At 66.9% G+C, this 22,822-nt stretch carries 23 protein-coding genes and 1 tRNA gene; 8 read left to right on the top strand and 16 right to left on the bottom strand.

Annotated elements, in window-relative coordinates:
• Positions 1 to 72: 72 nt before the first annotated feature.
• From QPK27_RS08600 to QPK27_RS08590, 3 genes are all read left to right on the top strand, one after another.
• On the top strand, positions 73 to 474 hold the full coding sequence (locus QPK27_RS08600; RefSeq protein WP_290417805.1) for a rhodanese-like domain-containing protein: 402 nt from the start codon (positions 73 to 75) through the stop codon (positions 472 to 474).
• A gap of 111 nt (positions 475 to 585) precedes the next feature.
• Positions 586 to 2,601, top strand: coding sequence for a helicase-related protein (locus QPK27_RS08595; protein WP_290417804.1), 2,016 nt, complete (start codon positions 586 to 588; stop codon positions 2,599 to 2,601).
• A 96-nt stretch (positions 2,602 to 2,697) separates the two neighbouring features.
• Positions 2,698 to 3,120 carry a PaaI family thioesterase gene (locus QPK27_RS08590; protein ID WP_290417803.1) on the top strand — a complete coding sequence of 141 codons (423 nt, stop codon included), beginning with the start codon at positions 2,698 to 2,700 and terminating at the stop codon, positions 3,118 to 3,120.
• A gap of 11 nt (positions 3,121 to 3,131) precedes the next feature.
• Here the strand turns inward: QPK27_RS08590 and QPK27_RS08585 are convergent, their stop codons facing one another.
• The 5 genes from QPK27_RS08585 to QPK27_RS08565 all read right to left on the bottom strand — a co-directional run bounded on the left by QPK27_RS08585 (position 3,132) and on the right by QPK27_RS08565 (position 6,667).
• On the bottom strand, positions 3,132 to 3,641 hold the full coding sequence (locus tag QPK27_RS08585; protein ID WP_290417802.1) for a peroxiredoxin: 510 nt from the start codon (positions 3,639 to 3,641) through the stop codon (positions 3,132 to 3,134).
• 85 nt (positions 3,642 to 3,726) lie between these two features.
• Positions 3,727 to 4,362 (bottom strand): BON domain-containing protein, encoded by a 636-nt coding sequence (locus QPK27_RS08580; protein WP_374047033.1) that lies wholly within the window; start codon positions 4,360 to 4,362, stop codon positions 3,727 to 3,729.
• Positions 4,355 to 4,951 (bottom strand): phosphoheptose isomerase, encoded by a 597-nt coding sequence (locus QPK27_RS08575; RefSeq protein WP_290417801.1) that lies wholly within the window; start codon positions 4,949 to 4,951, stop codon positions 4,355 to 4,357. The genes QPK27_RS08580 and QPK27_RS08575 overlap by 8 nt, the downstream gene beginning before the upstream one ends.
• A gap of 56 nt (positions 4,952 to 5,007) precedes the next feature.
• Positions 5,008 to 5,367 carry a YraN family protein gene (locus tag QPK27_RS08570; RefSeq protein ID WP_290417800.1) on the bottom strand — a complete coding sequence of 120 codons (360 nt, stop codon included), beginning with the start codon at positions 5,365 to 5,367 and terminating at the stop codon, positions 5,008 to 5,010.
• 1 nt (position 5,368) lies between these two features.
• Entirely contained in the window at positions 5,369 to 6,667 is a 1,299-nt protein-coding gene (locus tag QPK27_RS08565) for a penicillin-binding protein activator (RefSeq protein WP_290417799.1), read from the bottom strand.
• A gap of 11 nt (positions 6,668 to 6,678) precedes the next feature.
• On the opposite strand from QPK27_RS08565, the gene rsmI reads away from it, so the two are divergent.
• Complete coding sequence (gene rsmI / locus QPK27_RS08560) at positions 6,679 to 7,584, top strand: 16S rRNA (cytidine(1402)-2'-O)-methyltransferase (RefSeq protein ID WP_290417798.1); 906 nt, start codon at positions 6,679 to 6,681, stop codon at positions 7,582 to 7,584.
• 90 nt (positions 7,585 to 7,674) lie between these two features.
• A tRNA-Pro gene (locus tag QPK27_RS08555) sits at positions 7,675 to 7,751 on the top strand.
• A gap of 87 nt (positions 7,752 to 7,838) precedes the next feature.
• On the opposite strand, the gene QPK27_RS08550 is transcribed toward QPK27_RS08555, so the two are convergent.
• From QPK27_RS08550 to QPK27_RS08505, 10 genes are all read right to left on the bottom strand, one after another.
• Positions 7,839 to 8,756, bottom strand: coding sequence for a hydroxymethylglutaryl-CoA lyase (locus QPK27_RS08550; RefSeq protein WP_290417797.1), 918 nt, complete (start codon positions 8,754 to 8,756; stop codon positions 7,839 to 7,841).
• Between the two features lie 16 nt (positions 8,757 to 8,772).
• Positions 8,773 to 9,702, bottom strand: coding sequence for a glyoxylate/hydroxypyruvate reductase A (locus QPK27_RS08545; protein WP_290417796.1), 930 nt, complete (start codon positions 9,700 to 9,702; stop codon positions 8,773 to 8,775).
• Positions 9,703 to 9,746: 44 nt separating this feature from the next.
• Positions 9,747 to 11,768: an acetyl/propionyl/methylcrotonyl-CoA carboxylase subunit alpha gene (locus QPK27_RS08540; RefSeq protein ID WP_290417795.1), complete on the bottom strand. Its 2,022-nt coding sequence runs from the start codon at positions 11,766 to 11,768 to the stop codon at positions 9,747 to 9,749.
• Between the two features lie 82 nt (positions 11,769 to 11,850).
• Positions 11,851 to 12,885, bottom strand: coding sequence for a biotin synthase BioB (bioB, locus tag QPK27_RS08535; RefSeq protein ID WP_374047032.1), 1,035 nt, complete (start codon positions 12,883 to 12,885; stop codon positions 11,851 to 11,853).
• A gap of 12 nt (positions 12,886 to 12,897) precedes the next feature.
• Positions 12,898 to 13,725: a dethiobiotin synthase gene (gene bioD, locus QPK27_RS08530; protein WP_290417794.1), complete on the bottom strand. Its 828-nt coding sequence runs from the start codon at positions 13,723 to 13,725 to the stop codon at positions 12,898 to 12,900.
• Positions 13,722 to 14,909 (bottom strand): 8-amino-7-oxononanoate synthase, encoded by a 1,188-nt coding sequence (gene bioF / locus QPK27_RS08525; protein ID WP_290417793.1) that lies wholly within the window; start codon positions 14,907 to 14,909, stop codon positions 13,722 to 13,724. Before bioF ends, bioD begins: the two co-directional genes overlap by 4 nt.
• Positions 14,910 to 14,913: 4 nt before the next feature.
• Positions 14,914 to 16,254, bottom strand: coding sequence for an adenosylmethionine--8-amino-7-oxononanoate transaminase (gene bioA, locus QPK27_RS08520; protein WP_374047031.1), 1,341 nt, complete (start codon positions 16,252 to 16,254; stop codon positions 14,914 to 14,916).
• A gap of 26 nt (positions 16,255 to 16,280) precedes the next feature.
• Positions 16,281 to 17,072, bottom strand: a complete 792-nt coding sequence (locus tag QPK27_RS08515) for an enoyl-CoA hydratase/isomerase family protein (RefSeq protein WP_374047037.1) — start codon at positions 17,070 to 17,072, stop codon at positions 16,281 to 16,283.
• A gap of 11 nt (positions 17,073 to 17,083) precedes the next feature.
• Entirely contained in the window at positions 17,084 to 18,691 is a 1,608-nt protein-coding gene (locus tag QPK27_RS08510; RefSeq protein ID WP_290417791.1) for a carboxyl transferase domain-containing protein, read from the bottom strand.
• A 17-nt stretch (positions 18,692 to 18,708) separates the two neighbouring features.
• A complete protein-coding gene (locus QPK27_RS08505; protein ID WP_290417790.1) occupies positions 18,709 to 19,179 on the bottom strand; it encodes a YchJ family protein in 471 nt (156 codons plus the stop codon).
• 188 nt (positions 19,180 to 19,367) lie between these two features.
• Between QPK27_RS08505 and QPK27_RS08500 the strand changes: the two genes are divergently transcribed.
• Positions 19,368 to 19,634 (top strand): HigA family addiction module antitoxin, encoded by a 267-nt coding sequence (locus tag QPK27_RS08500; protein WP_374047030.1) that lies wholly within the window; start codon positions 19,368 to 19,370, stop codon positions 19,632 to 19,634.
• A 26-nt stretch (positions 19,635 to 19,660) separates the two neighbouring features.
• Here the strand turns inward: QPK27_RS08500 and QPK27_RS08495 are convergent, their stop codons facing one another.
• On the bottom strand, positions 19,661 to 20,896 hold the full coding sequence (locus QPK27_RS08495; protein ID WP_290417789.1) for a D-amino acid dehydrogenase: 1,236 nt from the start codon (positions 20,894 to 20,896) through the stop codon (positions 19,661 to 19,663).
• Between the two features lie 148 nt (positions 20,897 to 21,044).
• On the opposite strand from QPK27_RS08495, the gene QPK27_RS08490 reads away from it, so the two are divergent.
• On the top strand, positions 21,045 to 21,779 hold the full coding sequence (locus QPK27_RS08490) for a GntR family transcriptional regulator (protein WP_290417788.1): 735 nt from the start codon (positions 21,045 to 21,047) through the stop codon (positions 21,777 to 21,779).
• Positions 21,780 to 21,861: 82 nt separating this feature from the next.
• Positions 21,862 to 22,794 (top strand): N-acetylmuramic acid 6-phosphate etherase, encoded by a 933-nt coding sequence (gene murQ / locus QPK27_RS08485; protein ID WP_290417787.1) that lies wholly within the window; start codon positions 21,862 to 21,864, stop codon positions 22,792 to 22,794.
• Positions 22,795 to 22,822: the final 28 nt, after the last annotated feature.

Below are 22,822 nucleotides of genomic sequence, written 5' to 3'. Positions count from 1 at the left end.
TCATGCAAACCACTGCCGGGCGAAGGGCGCGGCCGTCACACTGGCACTTCATTCCACTCAGGAGCACATAGCATGGCATCGATCGTTTCGGCAGTCCCCGCAGCCCCCAGCGAGCGCGCGCTCGCGCATTTTCGTTCGGCCTTCGAATACGAAACCGACTGTGCCGACGTGCATCAGGCCATCACATCGGGACAGCAGGATTTCGTCCTGTTCGACGTGCGCGGCCCCGAGGCGTATGCGCAAGGCCACGTGCCGGGCGCGATCAATATGCCGTACAAAAAAATGGTCGAGGTCAAGCTGCGCGATTATCCACAGGACACCCTGTTCGTCGTGTATTGCGCCGGTCCTCACTGCAACGGCGCCCAGCGCGGCGCCGAGCGGCTGGCCAGCCTGGGGCGGCCGGTCAAATTGATGATCGGCGGCGTGACGGGCTGGCTCGACGAAGGCTTCGCGCTGACGCCCGGTAGTGAATGAATCCTGGCTGCAACGAGGGGGGAAGCAAGCGGGCACGGTAGGCGCAGCATGGGCAAATACGTTTTGTGTTCCGCGATATAGTGGCGGCAACGAGACATTCATCCTGTATTCATGAGCGACCACCGAGACTTTCCCCCATCCGACAATACCGAAGACGACGACGCCTTCCTCGAACGCGAACTGGGCCTGGCCCGGCGCGGCATCGAGCTGGTCAAGATGGAAGGGCGCGTGTTCCTGCGCTTTTCCGGCGAAGTCGAGTACGAAGGCCTGCGCGTGCCCTACCGCCTGGTGCCGGCGCGCGGCGTGCTGGCCAAGCCGAGCAAGTGGCGCAAGATGGACCTGCTGGCGCGGCGCGCGCTGCTCGAGGAACGCACGCTTGAAGCCGACCTGCAGCGCCTGCATGCCGAGACCGAGGAGTTCGTGCGCGACATCGCGGAAGACGCCGACGAATTCGGCTGGGACCCGATGCTGTTCCTCGACGTGCTGGACGAGCTGGAAACCTCCGAGCCGGCCGAGTACGTGTTCCAGCGCATCTCGCAGCGCCTGACCCACGCGGTCGAGCGCGAAGAGGAAGAGCGGCACGCGGCGCGCACCAAGGAAAGCATCAACCTGGCCGAGTATCCGCAATCGTTCGAGGTGGCCAGCCGCATGCCGCGCAAGTTCATCGCGCTGCTCGGCCCCACCAACTCGGGCAAGACCCACCGCGCGATGGAGGCGCTGGCCAAGGCCGCCAGCGGCGTCTACCTGGCGCCGCTGCGCCTGCTGGCGCTGGAGAACTACGAGCGCCTGCAGGCCGCGCGTCCGCATGGTGCGAATGGAGACCCGATCAAGGTCAGCCTGATCACCGGCGAAGAACGCCGCATCGCCGAAGGCGCGACCCATGTCGCCAGCACGGTCGAGATGCTGGATACCAAAACGCCGGTCGAGGTGGCCGTGATCGACGAGATCCAGATGCTGGCCGACCGCGACCGCGGCGCGGCCTGGACCACCGCCGTGTGCGGGGCGCCGGCGAACGTCGTGTACCTGGTCGGCGCGCCGGAAGCGCGGCGCGCGATCGAGGCGCTGGCCGAGCGGCTCGAAGTGCCGCTCGAAGTGCATGTGCTGAAACGCATGGCCCCGCTGGCGATGGAGCCGCAGGCGGTGCGCAAGCTCTCCAATCTGCGCCGCGGGGATGCCGTGATCGCGTTCTCGCGCCGCGAAGTGCTGATGTGGCGCGACATGATCACAGAGAAGGGTTTTTCGGTGGCCACAGTGTACGGCAACCTGTCGCCCGAAGTACGGCGCGCCCAGGCCGAGCGCTTCCGCGAAGGCCAGGCCGACATCGTGGTCGGCACCGACGCGCTGGCGATGGGCCTGAACATGCCGATCGCGCGCATCGTGATGACCACCGCGGTCAAGTACAACGGCTATGAAGAGGAAGAGATTTCGGCGGCGCTGGCCAGGCAGATCGCGGGCCGGGCCGGGCGCTATGGCGTGCACGAGGAAGGATTCGTGGCCGGCTACGACGACGACACCCACTACGTGATGCGCTCGCTGATGAAGGAGAAGATCCCGCCGGTGGCGGCGACCGGCTTCGCGGTGGCGCCTTCGCTCGAGCAGCTGCACCGGATCTCGGCGGTGACCGGCGAGACGTCGCTGGTGAAACTGTTAAAACGGTTTGTCCACAACATCGACGTGCCGGACGGCTTCTTCTATCCGCGCATCACCGAGGAACAGAACGAGCGCGCCGAATGGCTCGACACGCTGCCGTTGTCGGTGGCCGAGAAATTCATGCTGTCGCTGGTGCCGATCTCGAGCCGGGTGCCGGTGCTGCAAAGCGCGTGGGAGCACTGGTCGCTGTCGCTGGCCAAGAAACGCATCACCAGGCTGCAGCCGCACGAGCATCCGCAGCAGTTGTTCATGATGAACCTGCAGGAAGTCGAGGATGCGTGCCGTCTGTATTCGGCGTACGCGTGGCTGGGATATCGGCTGCCGGAATACTTCCCCAGCATCGAGCTGGCCCAGGAGCTGGCGCGCGAGGCGTCGGAACGGGTGGACTCCATGCTGCAGCAGCAGAATACGGCGGCGCGCAAGCGCGGTGGCGGGAAAGCGACGAGTGGACGGCGTGAGGGCAAGCGCGGGCGGTGAGTGCGCCAGGGCTTCGCGCATGAGTAGACGCTCCACTCGAGCGCAAGCCGCGACACTCGGTGTACGATGCCGTTTTCATAAAAACACCGAGACAGCATGAACCCGAAACATACCCCCGACAGCTTCAACCAGTTCGGCGCCACCTACCTGCCGGGTCACCTGGGCATCCGCATCCTCGAGGTCAGCCCCGGCAAGCTGGCCGCCGAGATGAAGATCGAGCCGCATCACCTGGCCCCCAACGGCTACCTGCACGCCGGCAGCGTGGTCACGCTGGCCGACACCTGCGCCGGCTACGGCTGCGTCAGCAACCTGCCGGAAGGCGCACACAGCTTCACCACGATCGAACTGAAATCGAACCACCTCGGCACCGCGCGCGAAGGCACGATCTCGTGCGTCGCCACCGCCGTGCACCTGGGCCGCACCACGCAGGTGTGGGATGCGACCGTGGTCGATGCGAGCAACGGCAAGACCATCGCCCTGTTCCGCTGCACCCAGATGATCCTGTACCCGAAAGCCTGAGCTTTACAAGGTCAGCCGGCCAGTTCTTTCGCGATCAGCTTGTGCACGGTCGCGAAGTCCGGTTCACCGACATACTTCTTGATGATGTTGCCCTGCTTGTCGATCAGGAAGGTGGTCGGCGTCAGGCTGACGTCGCCGAACTGGCGCGCCAGATCTCCGCTCGAATCGAGCGCCACCTTGAACGGCAGCGCGCGCTGCTCGGTGAAGTTCAGCACGTAGTCGGGGCGGTCGTACTGCATCGCCACCGCGACGAACTCCAGTCCCTGGTCCTTGAACTTGTTGTAGGTGTCGACCATCGCCGGCATCTCCTTGACACAGGTGACGCAGGAGGTGGCCCAGAAGTTGATCATCACGACCTTGCCGCGCAGCGCTTCGGTGCTGACCTTTTCGCCGGCGATGCTGATGAAGGTGACGTCGGGCGCCGGCGTGGCGCGGAAGAACGAGGCATAGCCGGCGCCGGCCAGCGCCAGCACCACGGCGGCGGCGGCGGCGGGCTTGATCCAGGGACGGGAAGTAGTCATGGCATCGGGAAGACGAAAAAAAAGGCAGGACCATTATAGTCCCGCCTCCGGATTCCAACGCGCAGCGACTTACCTGCTCAGCTGCTTAGCTGCGGGTCGGATTGTTCTGCGTCGCGCGCGGGTCTTCTTCGCCGATGTATTCGAAGATCTTCACCACCCGCGTCACGCCCGACACGCCCTTGGCGACGTCGGCCGCGATATTGCCTTCGCGCGGCGTGACCACGCCCATCAGGTAGACCACGCCGCGTTCGGTGGTCACCTTGAACGACACCGCCGACACGGTCTTCATGTCGACCAGGCTGGTCTTGACCTTGGCGGTGATCAGGGCGTCGCTCGAACGCGAGGTGTAGCTCGACGCGCCGGAAATTTCCAGCTCGTTGATCACCGACACCACGTTCTCGATGGCGCGCACTTCGCGCTCGGCCGCCTGCTTCATCGCTTCGTCGCGCACTTCGCCGGTCAGCAGCACCTTGCGGTTGAAGCTGGTGACGTTGATGTGGCCGTTGCTGCCGGCGATCTGGTTCATCTTGATCTCGGCCTTGACGTTGATCGCCTTGTCCTCGGTCTGGGCGCCGATGGTGCGGCGGTCGACGGTGGACATGGCGCCGGCGACACCGGCGCCCACGATCAGGCCGAAGCAGCCGGACAACGATGCCAGCAGGGCCGAACCGAATACGACTTTGACCAACAGACCGGCCATTGGCCGGCGCGCGTTACGCATTCTCGTCTCCTCCGAACAGCGCGACGTCGATGCCGTCGCAAATAGCGTGAATGGCGCACAAATGGACCTCCTGGATGCGCGCGGTGCGGGCATGCTGGACGTTGATGTGCACGTCGGCGTCGGTCAGCAGTTTGCCAAGCTGGCCGCCGTCCTTGCCGGTGAAGGCCACGATGCGCATCTCGCGCTCCAGCGCCGCCTCGACCGCCGCCAGCACGTTGCCCGAGTTGCCCGAGGTCGAGATCGCCAGCAGGATGTCGCCGGCCTGGCCGAACGCCTGCACCTGCTTGGAGAAGATCTCCTTGAAGCTGTAGTCGTTGCCGACCGCGGTCAGGATCGAGGTGTCGGTGGTCAGCGCGATGGCCGGCAGCGGGAAGCGTTCGCGCTCGAAGCGACCGACCAGCTCGGCAGCGAAGTGCTGGCAGTCGGCGGCCGAACCGCCGTTACCGCAGGCCAGGATCTTGTTGCCGTTGGACAGGGCGCCGAACATCAGTTCGACCGCCTGCGAAATGTGGGGGGCGAGGAGTGCAGCCGACTTCATCTTCAGGTCGGCGCTCTCCTGGAAGTGAGCGAGGATGCGTTGAGTATTCATAGCCGACGATTATAGTGTAGTAGCAAGGCCCTCTGGGCAACCGCCGTAAAAATTGCTTACACTTCAATGGCGTTGCGCAGCCACTCGATGCGCTCGCCGTCAATGGCGACCACGTCGAAGCGGCAGGGCGGGGTGACGGGAAAACGCAACAGGTAGACCTGGGCGGCGCGCACCAGGCGCCGCACCTTGGCCGGGGTGATGCTGGCGGCGGCGTCGCCGTGTTCAGTATCGGCGCGCTGGCGCACCTCGACGAACACCAGGGTATCCCGATCCTGCATGATCAGGTCGATCTCGCCGCCCTTGCAGCGGAAGTTGGTGTCGACCGGCTTGAGTTTCTGGCGTTTCAGGTAGGCCAGGGCGGCCTGTTCCCAATCGCGGCCCAGGGCCTGCCGTGCCGACAGGCGCCCGGACCACATGTCACTGCCCCAGCAGCTGCCCCGGCGCCGCGTCGAACACGCGGCCGTCGGTGGCGGCGCTGGCGCCGTCGCGCACCACGGCGCCGGTCTCGACACGGCGGAAGGCCGGGGTCGGACGGCTCATGTCGACCGACAGGCGGCCGGTGACGCCGTCGAGCTCGAACGCGCCGGTGGGACGCGCCGCCAGCTCGCGCGCCACGCGGTAGGCGTCGATGCCGAGCGCATACAGGCGCTGCAGGTCGAGGCTGTCGCTGATGCCGGAGCGCGGATACTGGCCCACGGCCGGGTGATCCGGCTGCACCGTCCACGGCAGGTCGAGGATGCGCACGCCGGCCAGTTCCGCCGGCAGCGTGGCCGCGTCGCGCCCCGGGTTGGCGGTGGCGGTGGCGTAGGTCGGCAGCGAGGTGCCGAGCGAGCTGCGCACCTGGCGCAGCTGGTTGGCGTCGAGTGCGGCGTACATCAATTGCGGCGTCTCGCTTTGCAGACGCGCGCGCAGTTCGGCCAGCGCGTTGCCGTCGACGTAACCGTCCATGATCGGCAGTTCGACCGTCGTGTGCTGGCGGCCCAGCTCGCTCCAGCGGGCGCTGAAGGCGCCCGACAGGCGCTGCTGCCAGGTGGCGCGGCCGGTGACCACCAGCGCGTTGCCGGCCGGCTGTTCGCCGTTGGCCCAGTCGGCCACCTGGCGCGCTTCGTCCTCGAGCGACAGGCCGATCACCAGCATCTGCTTCGGCAGTGCGCCGCCGGTTTGCGGATGGTTCAGGGCGACCGTCGGTTTGGTCACGACGCCGCCGGTGGCCAGGGCCGCCACGGCGGGACGCGCCAGCGGGCCGACCACGATGTCGTTCTGCTCGGCCGCGCTGCGGTAGGCCTCGAGCGCCGCCTGCGACGAGTCGCCGGTCGGCACCAGGTTGACGGTGATGCCGGCGCGGTCGCGCTCGTAGCCCGCCATGAAGCCGGCGCGCACCGCTTCGGCCGGCTGGGCCAGCGCCTGCGATTCGAGCGGCAGCAGCAGGGCGACGCGGACATTCGACCCGGCCGGCAGCGCGGAAGCGGACGGCATGCTGCCGTCGGCGTTCGGCGGCGCTTCGACCGGGCTGGTACGTACGCCGCTATCCGCTTGCGGGGCGGGGGTATAAGTGGGTTGGACCGGCGTTGCACTTGTCACCGGCGTCGCAGGCGCGCAAAATCCGCCCGGTACGCCACAACCGGTATCGGGTGGCAACGGCGTGCTGCCGCAACCGGCCAGCAGCGTCATGGTGGCTGCGGAGAGCAGCCCCGTGAGATTTTTTTTCTTCAGCATCGGAACCCTTTATGACAGAACAGCAGACCATCGACATCGCCCGACTTCCCGTCATGGGCGAGGCGGCCCAGCAGTCCTATCCTACCGCAACGCTGTATGTCGTGGCTACTCCGATTGGCAACGTGACCGACATCACCCTGCGCGCGCTGCACCTGCTGGCCCTCGCCGACGTGGTCGCCTGCGAGGACACGCGCAAGACCGGCGCCCTGCTGCAGCGCTTCGGCCTGAACAAGCAGACCCTCGCCGCGCACCAGCACAACGAGCGCGAAGTGGCCGACAAGATCGTCGAGCGCCTGCGCAACGGGCAGCGGGTGGCGCTGGTGTCCGACGCCGGCACCCCGGCCGTGTCCGACCCCGGCGCGCGCATCGTCGATGCGGTGCGCACGGCGGGCCTGAACGTGGTGCCGTTGCCCGGCCCTTCGGCGGCGGTGACGGCGCTGTCGGCCAGCGGCCTGGTGAACGACCGCTTCCACTTCGTCGGCTTCCTGCCGGCCAAGGCCAAGGGGCGCGAGGCGGCGCTGGCGCCGCTGGCGCGCGAAACCTCGACCCTGGTGTTTTATGAGGCGCCGCACCGCATCGTCGATTGCGTCGAGGCCTTGATGGCGGCGTTCGAGCCGACCCGCCAGGTGGTGTTCGCGCGCGAACTGAGCAAGCTGTTCGAAGAGGTGCACCGCTGCCCGTTGAGCGAGGCGCTGGCCTGGGTCAAGGCCGACCAGCATCGCGAGCGCGGCGAATTCGTGGTGCTGGTGGAAGGCGCAGTGGCGGCGACGGACGCCGAGGATGCCGAGGCCGAGCGCGTGCTGCAGATCCTGCTGTCAGAGTGCAGCGTCAAGCAGGCGGCCAATCTGGCGGCGCAAATCACCGGGCGCAAGAAGAATGCCCTGTATGAGCGGGCGTTGCAGATCAAGGGCGAGTAACGTGCCGGCGCCGGCAAACGCCACGCCGGGATTGTTTTTTTTCACCAACCCTTGACCGAGTGGCGCCAAGCCGGTATTATCTTGCTTCTTCGGAGTGTAGCGCAGCCCGGTAGCGCACCTGGTTTGGGACCAGGGGGTCCAAGGTTCGAATCCTTGTACTCCGACCAGCATTAGTGAGAAAAGCCGACAACGCAAGTTGTCGGCTTTTTTCTTTTTCGCGTAGGGTTGGCGGCTGTGCCGCCGACCCTACGCTGTCAGCCCGCTCGTTTCGCCGCGATCGCGTTCCCCGCGCGGCTGATGCTCTTGCGCCCCAGCTGCTGCGAAATGAACAGCCCCGCATCGACCACCTGATCCAGGTCGACCCCGGTCTCGATCCCCAGCCCTTGCATCAGGTACAGCACATCCTCGGTCGCCACGTTGCCGGTCGCGCCCTTGGCGTACGGACAGCCGCCCAGCCCTGCCACCGACGAGTGGAAGATCGCCACCCCCACTTCCATCGCCGCATAGATGTTGGCCAACGCCTGGCCGTAGGTATCGTGGAAGTGTCCGGCCAGTTGCGTCACCGGGAACTCCTGCGCCGCGCGCAGCATCACCGCCTGGGTCTTGCGCGCGGTCGAGACGCCGATGGTGTCGGCGATGTCGATCTCGTCGCAGCCGAGGTCGCGCATGCGCGCCACCACGTCGCCCACGGCGTCGAGCGGCACCTCGCCCTGGTAGGGGCAGCCGAAGGCCGTGCTGATCGAGCCGCGCAGGCGCAGGCCGTTGGCTTTCGCGGCCTTGGCCACCGGTTCGAAACGCGCGATCGACTCGGCGATCGAGCAGTTGATGTTCTTTTGCGAAAACGCCTCGGAGGCGGCGCCGAACACCACCACCTCGTCGGCCTTGCCGTTAAGAGCCGCCTCGAAGCCCTGCATGTTCGGCACCAGCGCCGAATAGATCGTGCCGGGACGGCGCTCGATGCGCGCCAACACTTCGGCGCTGGTCGCCATCTGCGGTACCCACTTGGGCGACACGAAGGCCGCCGCTTCGACGTTGACGAAGCCGGCACGCGCCAGGCGCTCGACCAGTTCAACCTTCACGTCGGCGCCGAGTGCTTCCTTTTCGTTCTGCAGGCCGTCGCGCGGGCCGACTTCGACGATCTTGACCTTGGGTGGCAGGGGTGGCTGGTTCATGTTCAATATCCAAAGGTTAATAGCCGAGTTCGCGGTCGACCAGGTCGGCGACCGTTTCGCCATTCTCCAGCGCCTGCACCTTGGCGGCGATCTGGCGCACGGCTTCCAGACGCATGGTGAGCGCCGAGATGTGCGGGGTGAGGGTGATGCGCGGTTCGTTCCAGAACGGATGCGGCGCCGGCAGCGGTTCGTGGCGGAACACGTCGAGCGTGGCGCCGGCGATCTGGCCCGAGCGGATCAGCGCCATCAGATCCGGTTCGTTGACGATGGCGCCGCGAGAGACGTTGATCAGGTAGGCGCCGGGGGCGAGGCGTCCCAGATTGTGGCGGTCGAGCAGGTTGCCGGTGTCTTGCGTGAGCGGCAGCATGCACACCAGCACCTTTGTACCGTGCAGGAAGTCGCCCAGCGCTTCCATGCCGGCGAAGGTCGGCACGCCCGGCAAGTCCTTCGGGCTGCGGCTCCAGCCGCGCACCGGGAAGCCGAAATGGCGCATCGCCTCGACCACCGGCATGCCCAGCTTTCCGAGACCCATGACGCCGATGGTGAAGCTGTCCTTGGCGTGCTGCGGCAGCGGATTCCAGGCGCCGTGGCGCGCCTGCTGTTCATACTCGTCGAAGCGGCGGAAGTAGCGCAGCACGGCGTGCGCCACGTACTCGGCCATCTGCACGCCCATGCCGGCGTCGCCCAGGCGCACCAGCGGCACGTCGGGCAGGGCCTCGCCGAACTTGAGCACGGCGTCGACGCCGGCGCCCATCAAAAAGATGGCCTTGACCTCGCCCAGCTGCGCCAGCAGGGCCGGGGCCGGATTCCACAACACGGCGTAGTCGCAGGGCGCCAGCAGCTCGCCTTCCTTCCACGTGACCGTCTGGACGTCCGGCATCATGGCCGCGAACTCGCGTTCCCACGGCTCGATGACGCCATCGCCCCGGTACAGGACAATGCGCATGTCTCCCCCTCGTTTTTGTCAGGGTGGTGTTGTTGTTGCCGCGCTTACGCCGCCTTGAACGCCAGCAGCGGTGCGCCGTCCGCGACCTGGTCGCCGACGCCGTACAGCACTTCTTCCACCAGGCCGTCGCTCGGGGCGGCAATGGTGTGCTCCATCTTCATCGCTTCCATGATCACCAGCGGCTCGCCCTTTGCAACAATCTTGCCGGATTCGACCAGCACCGCGACCACCTTGCCCGGCATCGGCGCCGTCAGGCGTCCGCCGGCGGCTTCTGCCTCACCGGCATGTGCCATCGGGTCATTGTACGCCAGCGTGAAATGGCGGCCGCCGGTGAAGACGTGGAACAGGGCGCCGTCACGTCGCACGCAGCCGTGCAGGGCGGTGTCGCCCAGGCGCAGCGACAGTTCGGCGCCGTCGCGCTTGACCAGTTCCAGGCGCTGACGCTGGCCGTCGAGGTCGATCTCCCAACCGTCGTGGCGGTAGGTCAGGCCGACGCGGTAGGCGCCCCCTTCCTGGCCGGCGCTGTAGTCGTCGGCAAAGGAGAGCGTGCGGCGGTAGTCGCCGTTCATGCGCCAGCCGTTCGGTCGGCTCCATGGATCGGATTCGTTGGCTGCCTGGCCGGCTTCGCTCAGGACCAGCGCTGCCAGCGCCAGCGCGCGCAGCGGGACCGGAGCTGCCGGCGGGAACAGCGCCGCGCCGTGGCGCTCGATCAGGCCGGTGTCCAGGTCGGCGCTGGAAAACGCTTCGCCTTCGACCAGGCGCTTGAGGAAGGCGATGTTGGTCGCCAAACCGACGATGCGGAACTCGCCCAGCGCCTGCGCCAGGCGCGCCAGCGCTTGCGTGCGGTCCGCGCCCCAGACGATCAGCTTGGCGATCATCGGGTCGTAGAACGGAGAAATGGCGTCGCCCTCGCGCACGCCCGAATCGACGCGCACGGCGGCTGGATTGGTTCCGTCGGCGCCGAGTTCGAATTCGACCGCGCGCGGCGCGTCCATGTGGCGCAAGGTGCCGATCGACGGCAGGAAACCCTTCTCGGGATTTTCCGCGTACACGCGCGCTTCGATCGCGTGGCCGTGGATGGCCAGTTCGTGCTGCTTCTTCGGCAGCGGTTCGCCGAAGGCGACGCGCAGCTGCCATTCCACCAGATCGGTCCCGGTGATCATTTCCGTCACCGGATGCTCGACCTGCAGGCGGGTATTCATCTCCATGAAGTAGAACGAGCCATCCTGGTTGGCGATGAATTCCACCGTGCCGGCGCCGACGTAGCCGACCGCGCGCGCGGCGTTCACCGCCGCCTCGCCCATGGCCGCGCGGCGGTCTTCCGGCATGCCGGGAGCGGGCGCTTCTTCCAGCACCTTCTGGTGGCGGCGCTGCACCGAGCAGTCGCGCTCGTGCAGGTAGACGCAGTTGCCGTGGCTGTCGGCGAACACCTGGATCTCGATGTGGCGCGGGCGGATCAGGTATTTCTCGACCAGCACCTTGTCGTCGCCGAAGCTGCTGATCGCTTCGCGCTTGCACGAGGCCAGCGCACTTTCAAAATCTTCCGAACGCTCGACCACGCGCATGCCCTTGCCGCCGCCGCCGGCGCTGGCTTTCAGCAGCACCGGATAGCCGATGCGGTCGGCCTGCTGGCGCAGGAAAGCCGGGTCCTGCTCGTCGCCGTGGTAGCCCGGCACCAGCGGCACGTTGGCGCCTTCCATCAGCTGCTTGGCGGCCGACTTCGATCCCATCGCGCGCATCGACGATCCCGGCGGGCCGATGAAGACCAGGCCTGCGGCCTGCACGGCTTCGGCGAATTCCGCGTTCTCGGACAGGAAGCCGTAGCCGGGGTGGATGGCTTGTGCGCCCGTGGCCTTGGCGACGTCGATGATCTTCTGGCCGCGCAGGTAGCTGTCCTTGGCTGCGGCGGGGCCGATCAGGACCGCTTCATCGCACACCGCGACGTGCTTGGCGCCGGCGTCGGCTTCGGAATACACGGCGACGGTCTTGACGCCCATGCGGCGCGCGGTGGCGGCGACGCGGCAGGCGATTTCGCCGCGGTTGGCGATGAGGATCTTGGTGAACATGCGCTTATCTTTCGCTTATGGTTGTTCAATGTGATGGTGCGCGGCCGTGTCTCCCCGGCCGCGCGGTACTACGGGGCCGGGATCAGCAGCCGCAGGCTTCCTTCTGCACCGATTGCAGCGTCGATGCGCGGGTTTTCAGGCCCAGCTTCTCGAGCAGCACGCGGTCGTCGTCCGCTTCCGGATTGTCGGTGGTCAGCAGCTTGTCGCCGTAGAAGATCGAGTTGGCGCCGGCCATGAAGCACATCGCCTGCACCGCTTCGCCCAGCTCGCGCCGGCCGGCCGACAGGCGCACGCGCGCTTCCGGCATGGTGATGCGCGCCACCGCGATGGTGCGCACGAATTCGATCGGGTCCAGCTTGTCCATGCCGTGCAGCGGCGTGCCGGCGACCTGCACCAGGTGGTTGACCGGCACCGATTCCGGATACGGGTTCAGGTTGGCCAGCTGCGCGATCAGGCCGGCGCGCTGTTCGCGCGTCTCGCCCATGCCGACGATGCCGCCGCAGCAGACCTTCAGGCCGGCCTGGCGCACGCGGCCCAGCGTGTCCAGGCGGTCCTGGTATTCGCGCGTCGAAATCACGTTGTTATAAAAATCGGGCGCGGTGTCGATGTTGTGGTTGTAGTAGTCGAGGCCCGCGTTTTTCAGCTGTTCGGCCTGGCCTTCTTCCAGCATGCCGAGGGTGGCGCAGGTTTCCAGGCCCAGCGCCTTCACTTCGCGCACCATGGTCTCGACCTTTTCCATGTCGCGCTCTTTCGGGCTGCGCCAGGCGGCGCCCATGCAGAAGCGGGTGGCGCCGCTGGCTTTCGCCGCGCGCGCCGCGTCGAGCACGGTGTCGATGTCGAGGATCTTCTTGGCTTCGACGCCGGTGTCGTAGCGCGCCGCCTGCGGGCAGTAGCCGCAGTCTTCCTCGCAGCCGCCGGTCTTGATCGACAGCAGGGTCGCCAGTTCGACGTCGCCGTCGGGGAAGTGGGCGCGGTGCAGGGTCGCAGCGCGGTGCATCAGCTCCGGGAACGGCAGCTCGAACAGCGCCAGCACGTCGGCCAGCGGCCAGGTGGCGTTGTCGCGTTCTTTGATGGCAGCCACTGGGCGGTGCAGGGCGACGGTATTCATATCGGACATGTTGTGATTCCTTCAGGACTGGACCCGCGTGGACGGCCATCCCGGCAGTCCAGCGAGGTCGATAAATGCGGCCGCCGCGGCGGCCGTGGGTTCTTGCAGACGCGGCACGCGGCCCAGCAGCGGGGCCGGGATGCGCTGTGCCAGCGCGTCGATGTTTTCTTGTTCGAAGCGCATGTCAGGGTCGGCGGTGTTGGCGATCCAGCCGGCCAGCACCAGGCCGCGCGCAATGATTGCCTCGACCGTGAGCAGCGCGTGGCTGATGCAGCCCAGACGCATGCCGACTACCAGGATCACCGGCAGGTTCAGTTGCGCGGCCAGGTCGGCGCTGTCGAACGTATCGTTGAACGGCACCCGGAAGCCGCCCACGCCTTCGACCACCACCGCGTCGGATGCCGCCTGGATCTCGGCGAAGGCGGCGATGATCGGGACCGCCTCGATGGTCACGTTTTCCAGCGCGGCGGCAATGTGCGGCGCCGCCGGTTCGCGCAGCATGTAAGGCGTGGTGATCGAGGATGGCAGGTGCACGTTGCCGGCCGCGATCAACATGTCGGCATCTTCGTTGTGCAGGGCGCCGTCGATCATGCTGGCGCCGGCCGCCACCGGCTTCATGCCGCAGGCGCGCTGGCCGCTGGAGGCCAGCTTGTGCAGGATGGCGGCGGAAATCAGCGTCTTGCCGATCTCGGTGTCGGTGCCGGTGACGAAGCACGAGAAGCGCGTCGGCACGTTCTCAATGGCTTGCAGCTCGGGTTCGAGCACAGGCTCCGGCGCATCGAGCTCGGGTTGCGCAGCGCTCGGCGGCGGCGCTACCACCGGTTCTTCGTTGTCGTTCAGGTTGTTCATGGTGCGGCCTTTTCCAGTTCATTGAGCGCATGCGCCAGGCGCGTCACGTCGTCCAGCGTGTGCGACGCGGACAAGGTCACGCGCAGGCGCGCCGTGCCCGGCGCCACCGTCGGCGGCCGGATCGCCGGCACCCACAGCCCCTGTTCATGCAGGCTGGCGCTGACGCGCAGGGCGTCGTCGTTGCTGCCGATGATGACCGGTTGGATCGCGGTATGCGAGACCGGCAGCTGCCAGTGTTCGAAACGCAGGGCGCCGCGCAGGGTGTCGATCAGCTTCGCCAGGTGCGCGCGGCGCTGCGCGCCTTCTGCGCCGCCAATGATAGCAAGGCTGGCGAGCAGGGCGTGCGCCAGCGCCGGCGGCGCGGCCGTGGTGTAGATGTAGGGGCGGGCGCGCTGGATCAGCAGTTCGATCACGCTGGCGTGGGCCGCGATGAAGGCGCCGCCCACGCCGGCCGCCTTGCCCAGGGTGCCCATGTAGATCAGGTTGGGCGACTTCATGCCGAAGTGCTCCAGCGCGCCGCGGCCGCTCCGGCCCAGCACGCCGAAGCCGTGGGCGTCGTCGACCACCAGCCAGGCGCCGTGACGCTCGCATGCGGCCAGCAGCTCCGGCAATGGCGCCAGGTTGCCGTCCATGCTGAAGACGCTGTCGGTGACCACGATTTTCGTCGCAGCGGCGCTGGCGGCCAGCATCGCTTCCAATGCAGCGACGTCGCCGTGCGGATAGACGCTGACGCCGGCTTTCGCCAGGCGCGCGCCGTCGATCAGCGAGGCGTGGTTCAGCGCTTCCGAGAAGATCATGGCGTCGGCGTCCTGGCCCAGCGCGGTCAGGATCGCCAGGTTGGCCATGTAGCCGGTGCACAGGCTCAAGGCGCGCGCCTCGATCAGGTTTGGCACCATCCACTCGGCCAATCGCTCTTCCAATATCTGGTGGGCGCGGCTGTGGCCCGAGACCAGGTGCGAAGCGCCGCTGCCGGCGCCGTACAACGATGCACCTTCGCGCAGGGCTTCGATGACTTGCGGGTGTGCCGCGAGGCCCAGATAGTCGTTGCTGCAAAAGGCGAGCAGGTCGCGCCCGTCCACGGTCTGGCGCGGCGCGCAGGCGCCGTCGGTGACGCGGCGGCGCCGGATCAGGCTGTGCGCGGCGAGGGCGTCCAGCTTGCGGTCGATGTCGGCGATCAGGTTCATCGCATCACCCCGCGATCACCGATTCGAACACTTTCTGCGTGCGCGCAGCCAGGCCGGCGACTTCTTCGTCGTCCAGCACGTAGGGCGGCATCAGGTACACGGTGCGGCCGATCGGGCGCAGCAGCAGTTCGTTCTCGACTGCGGTACTGAAGAAGCGACGCGAGAAGGTCGAGGCGCGGTCGCTATCCGGTTCGATCGCGTCGAACGCGAAGATCATGCCGCGCTGGCGGAAATGGCGCGTGCGTTCGTGCTCGGCCAGCGGGGCCAGCGCGATGGTCAGCCTGGTGGCCAGTTCGCGGTTGCGGTTCAGGACATCGTCTTCCTGGAAGATGTCGAGCGTGGCCAGCGCCGCGCGGCAGGCCAGCGGATTGCCGGTGTACGAGTGCGAATGCAGGAATCCGCGCGTGATGTCTTCGCTGTAGAAGGCCTGGTAGATGGCGTCGGTCGACAGCACCAGCGACAGCGGCAGGTAGCCGCCGCTGATGCCCTTCGACAGGCACAGGAAGTCCGGCCAGATGGCGGCCTGTTCGCAGGCGAAGAAGGTGCCGGTGCGTCCGCAGCCGACCGCGATCTCGTCGGCGATCAGGTGCACGTGGTGCTGGTCGCACAGCTCGCGCAGCAGTTTCAGGTACAGCGGGTCGTACATCGCCATGCCGGTGGCGCACTGCACCAGCGGTTCGACGATGATGGCGGCGATCTTGTCGCCTCGCTCTTCGAACAGGGCTTTGACTTCGGCGATCGCGCGTTTGGCGACGTCCTGCGCTGTCTCGCCTTCTGCGGCGTTGCGCGCATCCGGCGCGCCGACCACGTGCGCGGCGCGCAGCAGCGGACCATAGGCGTCCTTGAACAGCGGGACGTCGGTGACGGCCAGCGCGCCGATGGTCTCGCCGTGGTAGCTGCCCTGCAGGCAGACGAATTCCTGCTTGTCCGGGTAGCCGGCGTTGCGCCAGGCATGGAAGCTCATCTTCATCGCGATCTCGACCGCCGAGGCGCCGTCGGAGGCGTAGAAGGCGTGGCCCAGCGCGTGGCCGGTGAGGGCGGCCAGGCGTTCGGACAGTTCGATCACCGGCTCGTGGGTGAAGCCGGCCAGCATCGCGTGTTCCAGCTTGTCCAGTTGATCCTTCAGCGCGGCGTTGATGCGCGGGTTGGCGTGGCCGAACATATTGACCCACCACGAGCTGATGCCGTCCAGGTAGCGCCGGCCTTCATGGTCGTACAGCCACGGACCCTTGCCGTGGCTGACCGCGATCAGCGGCACCTCCTCGTGGTGCTGCATCTGGGTGCAGGGATGCCAAACGCTGCGCAGGCTGCGCGCGATCCAGTCGAGGGAGGTTTGTTGCTTCACTTTGATTCCAATATCTACTAACTATATTAACTGTTTAGCCAGTTCGGCTTGCGTTTTTCCAGGAACGAGGTCACGCCCTCGCGTCCCTCATCGGATGCGCGGATGGCGGCGATGCGGTTGGCGGTGTCGATCAGCAGCGTGTCGCCGACCGGCTGGCCGACCACTTCGCGCACCAGCGTCTTGGCTTCCTTGACCGCGTTCGGGCTGTTGCCCAGCAACGACTTGACGATGGCGCCGACCGTGGCGTCCAGTTCGTCCGCCGGCACCACCTCGTGCGCCAGGCCGATGCGGTGCGCCTCCGCTGCAGTGAATCGCTCCGCGGTCAGGAAGTAGCGGCGCGACGCCTGCTCGCCCATGGCCTTGATCACGTAAGGCGAGATGGTAGCCGGAATCAGGCCCAGCTTCACTTCGGACAGGCAGAATGCCGCGTTGTCGCTGGCGACCACGATGTCGCAGGCCGCCACCAGGCCCATGCCGCCGGCGTAGCAGTCGCCGTGCACGCGCGCCACCACCGGCTTCGGGCACAGGTAGATGGTGCGCAGCATGTCGGCCAGGCGCATCGCGTCCTGCTGGTTCTCCTCCTCGGAGTAGCCGGCCATCTTCTTCATCCAGTTCAGGTCACCGCCGGCGCAGAACGCCGGGCCGTTCGCGGCCAGCACGATGGCGCGCACGTTTCCGGTCGTGCCCAGCGCGGCGAAGGCCACGGCGAGTTCGTGGATCGCTTCTTCGTTGAAGGCGTTGCGCAGCTCCGGGCGGTTCAGGGTGACGGTGGCCACGCCATCGAGGATCGATACGGTCAGGGTCTGGAAGTCCATGATAGCTTTCTACGTTACATGCGGAATACGCCGAACTTGGTGTCTTCGATCGGCTTGTTGAGGGCGGCGGACAGGCCCAGGCCCAGCACGGTGCGGGTATCGAGCGGGTCGATCACGCCATCATCCCACAGCCGCGCCGACGCGTAGTAGGGATGGCCCTGGTGCTCGTACTGGTCCTTGATCGGCTGCTTGAAGGCGGCTTCTTCGTCTTGCGACCACTGGCCGCCTTTCGACTCGATGCCGTCGCGTTTCACGGTGGCCAGGACCGACGCCGCCTGGTCGCCGCCCATCACCGAGATGCGCGCATTGGGCCACATCCACAGGAAGCGCGGCGAAAACGCGCGGCCGCACATGCCGTAATTGCCGGCCCCGAACGAGCCGCCGATGATGACGGTGAACTTCGGCACCGAAGCGGTGGCGACGGCCGTGACCATCTTGGCGCCGTTGCGGGCGATGCCTTCGTTTTCGTACTTGCGGCCGACCATGAAGCCGGTGATGTTCTGCAAAAAGACCAGCGGAATCTTGCGCTGGCAGCACAGTTCGATGAAGTGGGCGCCTTTCAGGGCCGACTCCGAGAACAGGATGCCGTTGTTGGCGATGATGCCGACCTTTATGCCGAAGATGTGGGCGAAGCCGCAGACCAAAGTCGTGCCATATCTCGCCTTGAACTCATCGAACTCGCTGCCGTCGACCACGCGCGCAATCACTTCGCGCACGTCGAACGGTTTTCTTGTATCCACCGGGATCACGCCGTACAGTTCTTCCGGCGCATAGCGAGGCTCAAGCGCTGGGCGCATCGCTCCCTGCTGCGGCTTGACCCGGTTCAGGTTCGAGACGATGGTGCGCGCCAGTGCCAGCGCATGCGGATCGTTCTGCGCCAGGTGGTCGGCCACGCCCGACAGGCGGGTATGGACGTCGCCGCCGCCCAGGTCTTCGGCGCTCACCACTTCGCCGGTCGCGGCCTTCACCAGCGGCGGGCCGCCGAGGAAGATGGTGCCCTGTTCCTTGACGATGATCGACTCGTCGCTCATCGCCGGCACGTAGGCGCCGCCGGCGGTGCAGGAACCCATCACCACCGCGATCTGCGGGATGCCCTTGGCGGACAGGTTGGCCTGGTTGTAGAAGATGCGGCCGAAGTGGTCGCGGTCGGGGAACACGTCGTCCTGGTTGGGCAGGTTGGCGCCGCCCGAGTCGACCAGGTAGATGCAGGGCAGGTTGTTCTGTTCGGCGATCTCCTGCGCGCGCAGGTGTTTTTTCACCGTCATCGGGTAGTAGGTGCCGCCCTTGACGGTGGCATCGTTACAGACGATCACGCATTCCTGGCCTTTGATGCGGCCGATGCCGGTGATGATGCCGGCGCTGGGCGCGGCGCCATCGTACATGTCATAGGCCGCCAGTTGCGAGAACTCGAGGAACGGCGTGCCGGGATCGAGCAGGTGTTCGACGCGCTCGCGCGGGAGCAGCTTGCCGCGCGCAAGGTGACGAGCACAAGCGTCGGCACCGCCGCCCTTGGACAAATGCGCGACTTTCTCGCGCAAGTCGTCGACCACCGCCTGCATCGCTGCGGCGTTGGCCTTGAAGTCTTCGCCGCGCGGGTTGAGTTTGCTCTCGATCTGGGGCATGTGCCGTCCTTCTGTTCTCAGCTGGTTTTCTTCTCAGGGAAACTGCCGTCCAGATAGAACCAGCGTGGCACGCCGTCGGGTCCGGAAGCCGGGTCGACTTCGCGCACGAAGCGGCTGAGCTCATGCAAGCGATGTGCGCGGCCGCCGGTCTTGAAGCGGGCGACGAACTCGACGGTGTCGCGGTCCGGGTCCTGGTCTGGAGCGTCCGGCAATTCTGCTTTACGTTGACGTAAACGTAAAGCAGATTTTATCTCCAGGCCAAGCCAGCGCATCGACTCGCCATCGTCGAACAGTGGCTCTTGCGGGCGGGTGCTGGGATGCCAGGTGGCAAGAAGATACGGCTCATCCTGGCGTGTAAAGGCGGTGTAGCGCGAGCGCATCAGCGCTTCGGCAGTCGGCGGCAGGGCCGTGCCGGCCAGGTAAGGAGCGCAGCAACGCTCGAAGTTGGGGCCGCCGCAGGGGCAGGGGGAGGGAGGACGGGGGGACATGGCGGCAATTATCCGCGATTTTGCGGCCGCTTGAAGTTTGCAGGAGATTAAACCTGATGGTTCCTCTTGTTGTAGAACTTGGAACGCTTCTGTCACTTATCGGTCAGCGATATACTGCTGCTTAACGTTGAAGCAGATGGAGATAGTATGTTTGCTAATGAACGCGTCTTATCCATTCAGGTGAGATATTGCGTGAGGAATTCCTCAAGCCCTTGCGCATATCAGCCAACGCCCTGGCAGGTGCGCTGCACCTGACCGCAGCCCGGGTGAACGAAATCGTACGCGAGAAGCGCGGCATTACGCCGGATACCGCACTGCGTCTGTCGCGTTATTTCGGCACGACTGCGGAGTTCTGGCTGAACCTGCAGATGATGTACGAACTGAGGAAGACGATCGAGACCGAAGGCAAGGCGATCATCGACGCCATCCAGCCGCGTGACGTGGAGATGGCGTGAACGCCGGCTGATTCTCCGGTCCAGCTTCACCGCCGCAGCGTCAACCCATCCAGTGCGAACGGCGGCGCCTTGCCCTGCACCAGATCCGTCAAGATGCCGGCGCTGCCGCAGGCGAAGGTGAACCCCAGCGGCCCGTGCCCCACGTTCAGCCACAGGTTGGCGTAGCGGGTGGCGCCGATGATCGGGGCGCCGCCCGGCGTCGCCGGCCGCAGCCCGGTCCACACGGCGACCTGCGAATAGTCGGCCGCACGCGGCATGGTCTCGCGCACCAGCCGCAGCAAGCCATCGACCCGCTTCGGGTCGGGCCGCAGGTCTTCGCCCACCATGTCCACCATCGCCGCCACCCGCAGCGTGTCGCCGATGCGCGCGTACAGCACCTTGCGTTCGAAATCGGTGACGCTGATCCCGGGCGCGACATCGTCCTGGCGGATCGGGGCGCTCAGGCTGTAGCCCTTGAGCGGATACAAAGGCAGCCTGACGCCGGCGCTGGCGGCCAGCGTGCGGCTCCCGATGCCGGCGGCGAGCACGTAGGCGTCGGCGGCGAGCGGGCCGGCATTCGTCTCGATGGCGGCGATGCGGCCACGCTCGGCGCGCAGGCGCAGCGCTTCGCCATGCATGATGCCGCGACAGCGCGGATGGGCGCGCAGGCGCTCGGCCAGCTGCAGGCAGAACGCGTGGCAGTCGGCCACCGCCTCGCCGGCGTTGTAGATGCCGCCCGCCAGCAGGTGCTGGGCCGCGGCCAGGGACGGTTCGCGCGCGCCGCACTGCTCGGGCGACCAGATCTCGCCGGCGCCCGGTTTATCGGCCGCCTGCGCGAACGCGTCGCGCGAGCGGTACACCACCAGCTTGCCGGCGTCGCGCCAGCCGAACGATTCGAACGGCAGCACAGGCGCCAGCTGCGCCATCGCCTGGCGCGACAGTTCTCCCAGCTGCAGCAGTTTGGCCGTGGTGCGGCGGTTGACGTCGGCGCGGCAGTGGGCCAGAAAGCTGGCCAGCCAGCGATACTGGCGCCAATCCGCCTCGGGCTTGAAGCGCAGCGGACCGTCGGCCTGGAACAGCCAGCGCAGCGCCTTGAGCGGCACGCCCCCGTCGGCCAAGGGCGACACATAGCGGTAGCTGAGCTGGCCGCCATTGCCGTAGCTGGCGCCGCTGCCGACCTCCGGCGCGCGCTCGAGCAGGGTGACGTCGTGGCCGGCTTCGGCCAGCCACCAGGCCGAGGCCAGGCCGACCACGCCGCCGCCGATGACGATGATGTGCTGCATGCCAAACTCTTTTTTCGGATGTGGACAGGGAGCTTAAGCGCCGCCCGCCGCTGCGGCCAATGAATGGTGAACGGGCGGGCATAACCGGAATCTATGCGCCGAGGCGACATGCGCACGGCCGGGTGGCCGCAAGTGGTATCCTCGCCCCATGCACACCGACACCCGAGGATTCCGGCTCGACCAGGACGACCATTCGCCACTCTACATGCAGCTGGCGCGCAGGCTCGCACAGGACGTGCGCGAGGGCCGCTACCAGGCCGACCAGGCCTTGCCGTCCGAGCGCATGCTGTCCGAGCAGCTGGACGTCTCGCGCGTTACCGCGCGCAAGGCGATCGACCAGCTGGTGGAGCAGGGCCTGGTGGTGCGCCGGCGCGGCTCGGGCAACTACATCGCGCCGCGCATCGAGCAGCCGCTGTCGAACCTGTCGAGCTTTTCCGAGCAGCTGCAGCAGCGCGGCTACACCCCGCGCTCGCGCTGGCTGCGGCGCGAACTGGCCGCGGCCGACGCCGACGCGCAGCTGGCCCTGGGCCTGTCGCCGGGGGCGAAGGTGGCGCGCCTGGAGCGCCTGCGCCTGGCCGACGACATCGTCATGGCCTACGAGGTGAGCGTGCTGCCGGCCGCCGTGCTGCCGCGTCCCGAAGAGGTCGACGCCTCGCTGTACGCCCATTTATCAGGCAGCGGCCACCTGCCGGCGCGCGCCCTGCAACATATCCGCGCCATGAACGCCGACGCCGTGCTGGCCAAGCGCCTGGAGGTGCCGGAAGGGCGCGCGGTGCTGTTCATTACCCGTGTCGGCTACCTGGACTCGGGCGCGCCGGTCGAGCTGACCCATTCCTATTGCCGCAGCGACCATTACGACTTCGTCGCCGAATTGCGACGCTGAGCAAGCGCATTGTTGCATCGAGACCTGCGCCGCACCGCATAACCTCTGGGCATAATGAGGCCCGATCCTTTCATGGAAGTGCTTGTCGAATTGGTATTACACTGGTTCGACCCCTTCAGCGCGGAGCGACACGGCGATGCTCAACACCGAAACCCCGTCCCGGGCCCATGCCGCCCTCGACCAGTACCCGACCGCCGAACTGGTGAGCGTCTTCGTCGACGACCAGCTGGGCGCGGTGCAGGCGGTGCATGCGGCCGGCCCCCGCATCGCCGCCGCCGTCGGCGCCGCGCTGCCGCGCATCGAGGCCGGCGGGCGCCTGGTCTATGTCGGCGCCGGCACCTCGGGCCGCCTGGGCGTGCTGGACAGCGTGGAACTGTATCCGACCTTTTCCTGGCCGCACGGGCGCGCGGTAGCGCTGCTGGCCGGCGGCAACGACGCCATGTTCGTCGCGGTCGAGGGCGCCGAGGACGACCATGAGCAAGGCATGGCCGACCTGGCCGGCCTGGAGGTCGGTCCGAACGACGTGGTGCTGGGCATCGCCGCTTCCGGCAGCACGCCGTACGTGCTGGGCGCGCTCGCGGCGGCGCGCGCGGCCGGCGCGCTGACGCTGGGCTTCGCCAACAACCCGGCTGCGCCGGTGATCGAGCAGGCCGAGATCGGCATCCTGCTCGACACCGGCCCCGAAGTCATCTCCGGCAGCACCCGCCTGAAGGCCGGCACCGCCCAGAAGATCGCGCTGAACACCTTTTCCAGCGCCCTGATGGTGCGTTTGAACAAGGTTTACGGCAACCTGATGGTAGACTTGAAAGCTACCAATGCCAAACTGGTACGGCGTGCCATCCGCCTCACCAGCTTCGCCACCGGCGCCGACGAGGATGCCGCGCGGACGACGCTGGAAGCGTGCGGATTCCACGTCAAGACCGCGATCGTGGCCTTGTCCAAACAAACCAGTGTCGAGCAGGCGCAAGCGCTGCTGGAAGCGGCGCACGGCAGCGTGCGCCGGGCGCTCGCCTGAGCTTCAATCCGGGCGCCGCGCCCCCAGC

It is taken from the genome of Massilia sp. YIM B02443 (assembly GCF_030411955.1).
Lineage (GTDB): Bacteria > Pseudomonadota > Gammaproteobacteria > Burkholderiales > Burkholderiaceae_D > Telluria.
The sequence above is the reverse complement of the archived record's forward strand: the minus strand, read 5'-3'. Positions and strand labels throughout refer to the sequence as shown.

Bases quoted from the DNA above. Each gene is read 5' to 3' on its own strand.
- QPK27_RS08600 (WP_290417805.1), top strand. From the start codon at position 73: ATGGCATCGATCGTTTCGGCAGTCCCCGCAGCCCCCAGCGAGCGCGCG.
- QPK27_RS08595 (WP_290417804.1), top strand. From the start codon at position 586: ATGAGCGACCACCGAGACTTTCCCCCATCCGACAATACCGAAGACGAC.
- QPK27_RS08590 (WP_290417803.1), top strand. From the start codon at position 2,698: ATGAACCCGAAACATACCCCCGACAGCTTCAACCAGTTCGGCGCCACC.
- QPK27_RS08585 (WP_290417802.1), bottom strand. From the start codon at position 3,641: ATGACTACTTCCCGTCCCTGGATCAAGCCCGCCGCCGCCGCCGCCGTG.
- QPK27_RS08580 (WP_374047033.1), bottom strand. From the start codon at position 4,362: ATGCGTAACGCGCGCCGGCCAATGGCCGGTCTGTTGGTCAAAGTCGTA.
- QPK27_RS08575 (WP_290417801.1), bottom strand. From the start codon at position 4,951: ATGAATACTCAACGCATCCTCGCTCACTTCCAGGAGAGCGCCGACCTG.
- QPK27_RS08570 (WP_290417800.1), bottom strand. From the start codon at position 5,367: ATGTGGTCCGGGCGCCTGTCGGCACGGCAGGCCCTGGGCCGCGATTGG.
- QPK27_RS08565 (WP_290417799.1), bottom strand. From the start codon at position 6,667: ATGCTGAAGAAAAAAAATCTCACGGGGCTGCTCTCCGCAGCCACCATG.
- rsmI (WP_290417798.1), top strand. From the start codon at position 6,679: ATGACAGAACAGCAGACCATCGACATCGCCCGACTTCCCGTCATGGGC.
- QPK27_RS08550 (WP_290417797.1), bottom strand. From the start codon at position 8,756: ATGAACCAGCCACCCCTGCCACCCAAGGTCAAGATCGTCGAAGTCGGC.
- QPK27_RS08545 (WP_290417796.1), bottom strand. From the start codon at position 9,702: ATGCGCATTGTCCTGTACCGGGGCGATGGCGTCATCGAGCCGTGGGAA.
- QPK27_RS08540 (WP_290417795.1), bottom strand. From the start codon at position 11,768: ATGTTCACCAAGATCCTCATCGCCAACCGCGGCGAAATCGCCTGCCGC.
- bioB (WP_374047032.1), bottom strand. From the start codon at position 12,885: ATGTCCGATATGAATACCGTCGCCCTGCACCGCCCAGTGGCTGCCATC.
- bioD (WP_290417794.1), bottom strand. From the start codon at position 13,725: ATGAACAACCTGAACGACAACGAAGAACCGGTGGTAGCGCCGCCGCCG.
- bioF (WP_290417793.1), bottom strand. From the start codon at position 14,909: ATGAACCTGATCGCCGACATCGACCGCAAGCTGGACGCCCTCGCCGCG.
- QPK27_RS08510 (WP_290417791.1), bottom strand. From the start codon at position 18,691: ATGCCCCAGATCGAGAGCAAACTCAACCCGCGCGGCGAAGACTTCAAG.
- QPK27_RS08505 (WP_290417790.1), bottom strand. From the start codon at position 19,179: ATGTCCCCCCGTCCTCCCTCCCCCTGCCCCTGCGGCGGCCCCAACTTC.
- QPK27_RS08495 (WP_290417789.1), bottom strand. From the start codon at position 20,896: ATGCAGCACATCATCGTCATCGGCGGCGGCGTGGTCGGCCTGGCCTCG.
- QPK27_RS08490 (WP_290417788.1), top strand. From the start codon at position 21,045: ATGCACACCGACACCCGAGGATTCCGGCTCGACCAGGACGACCATTCG.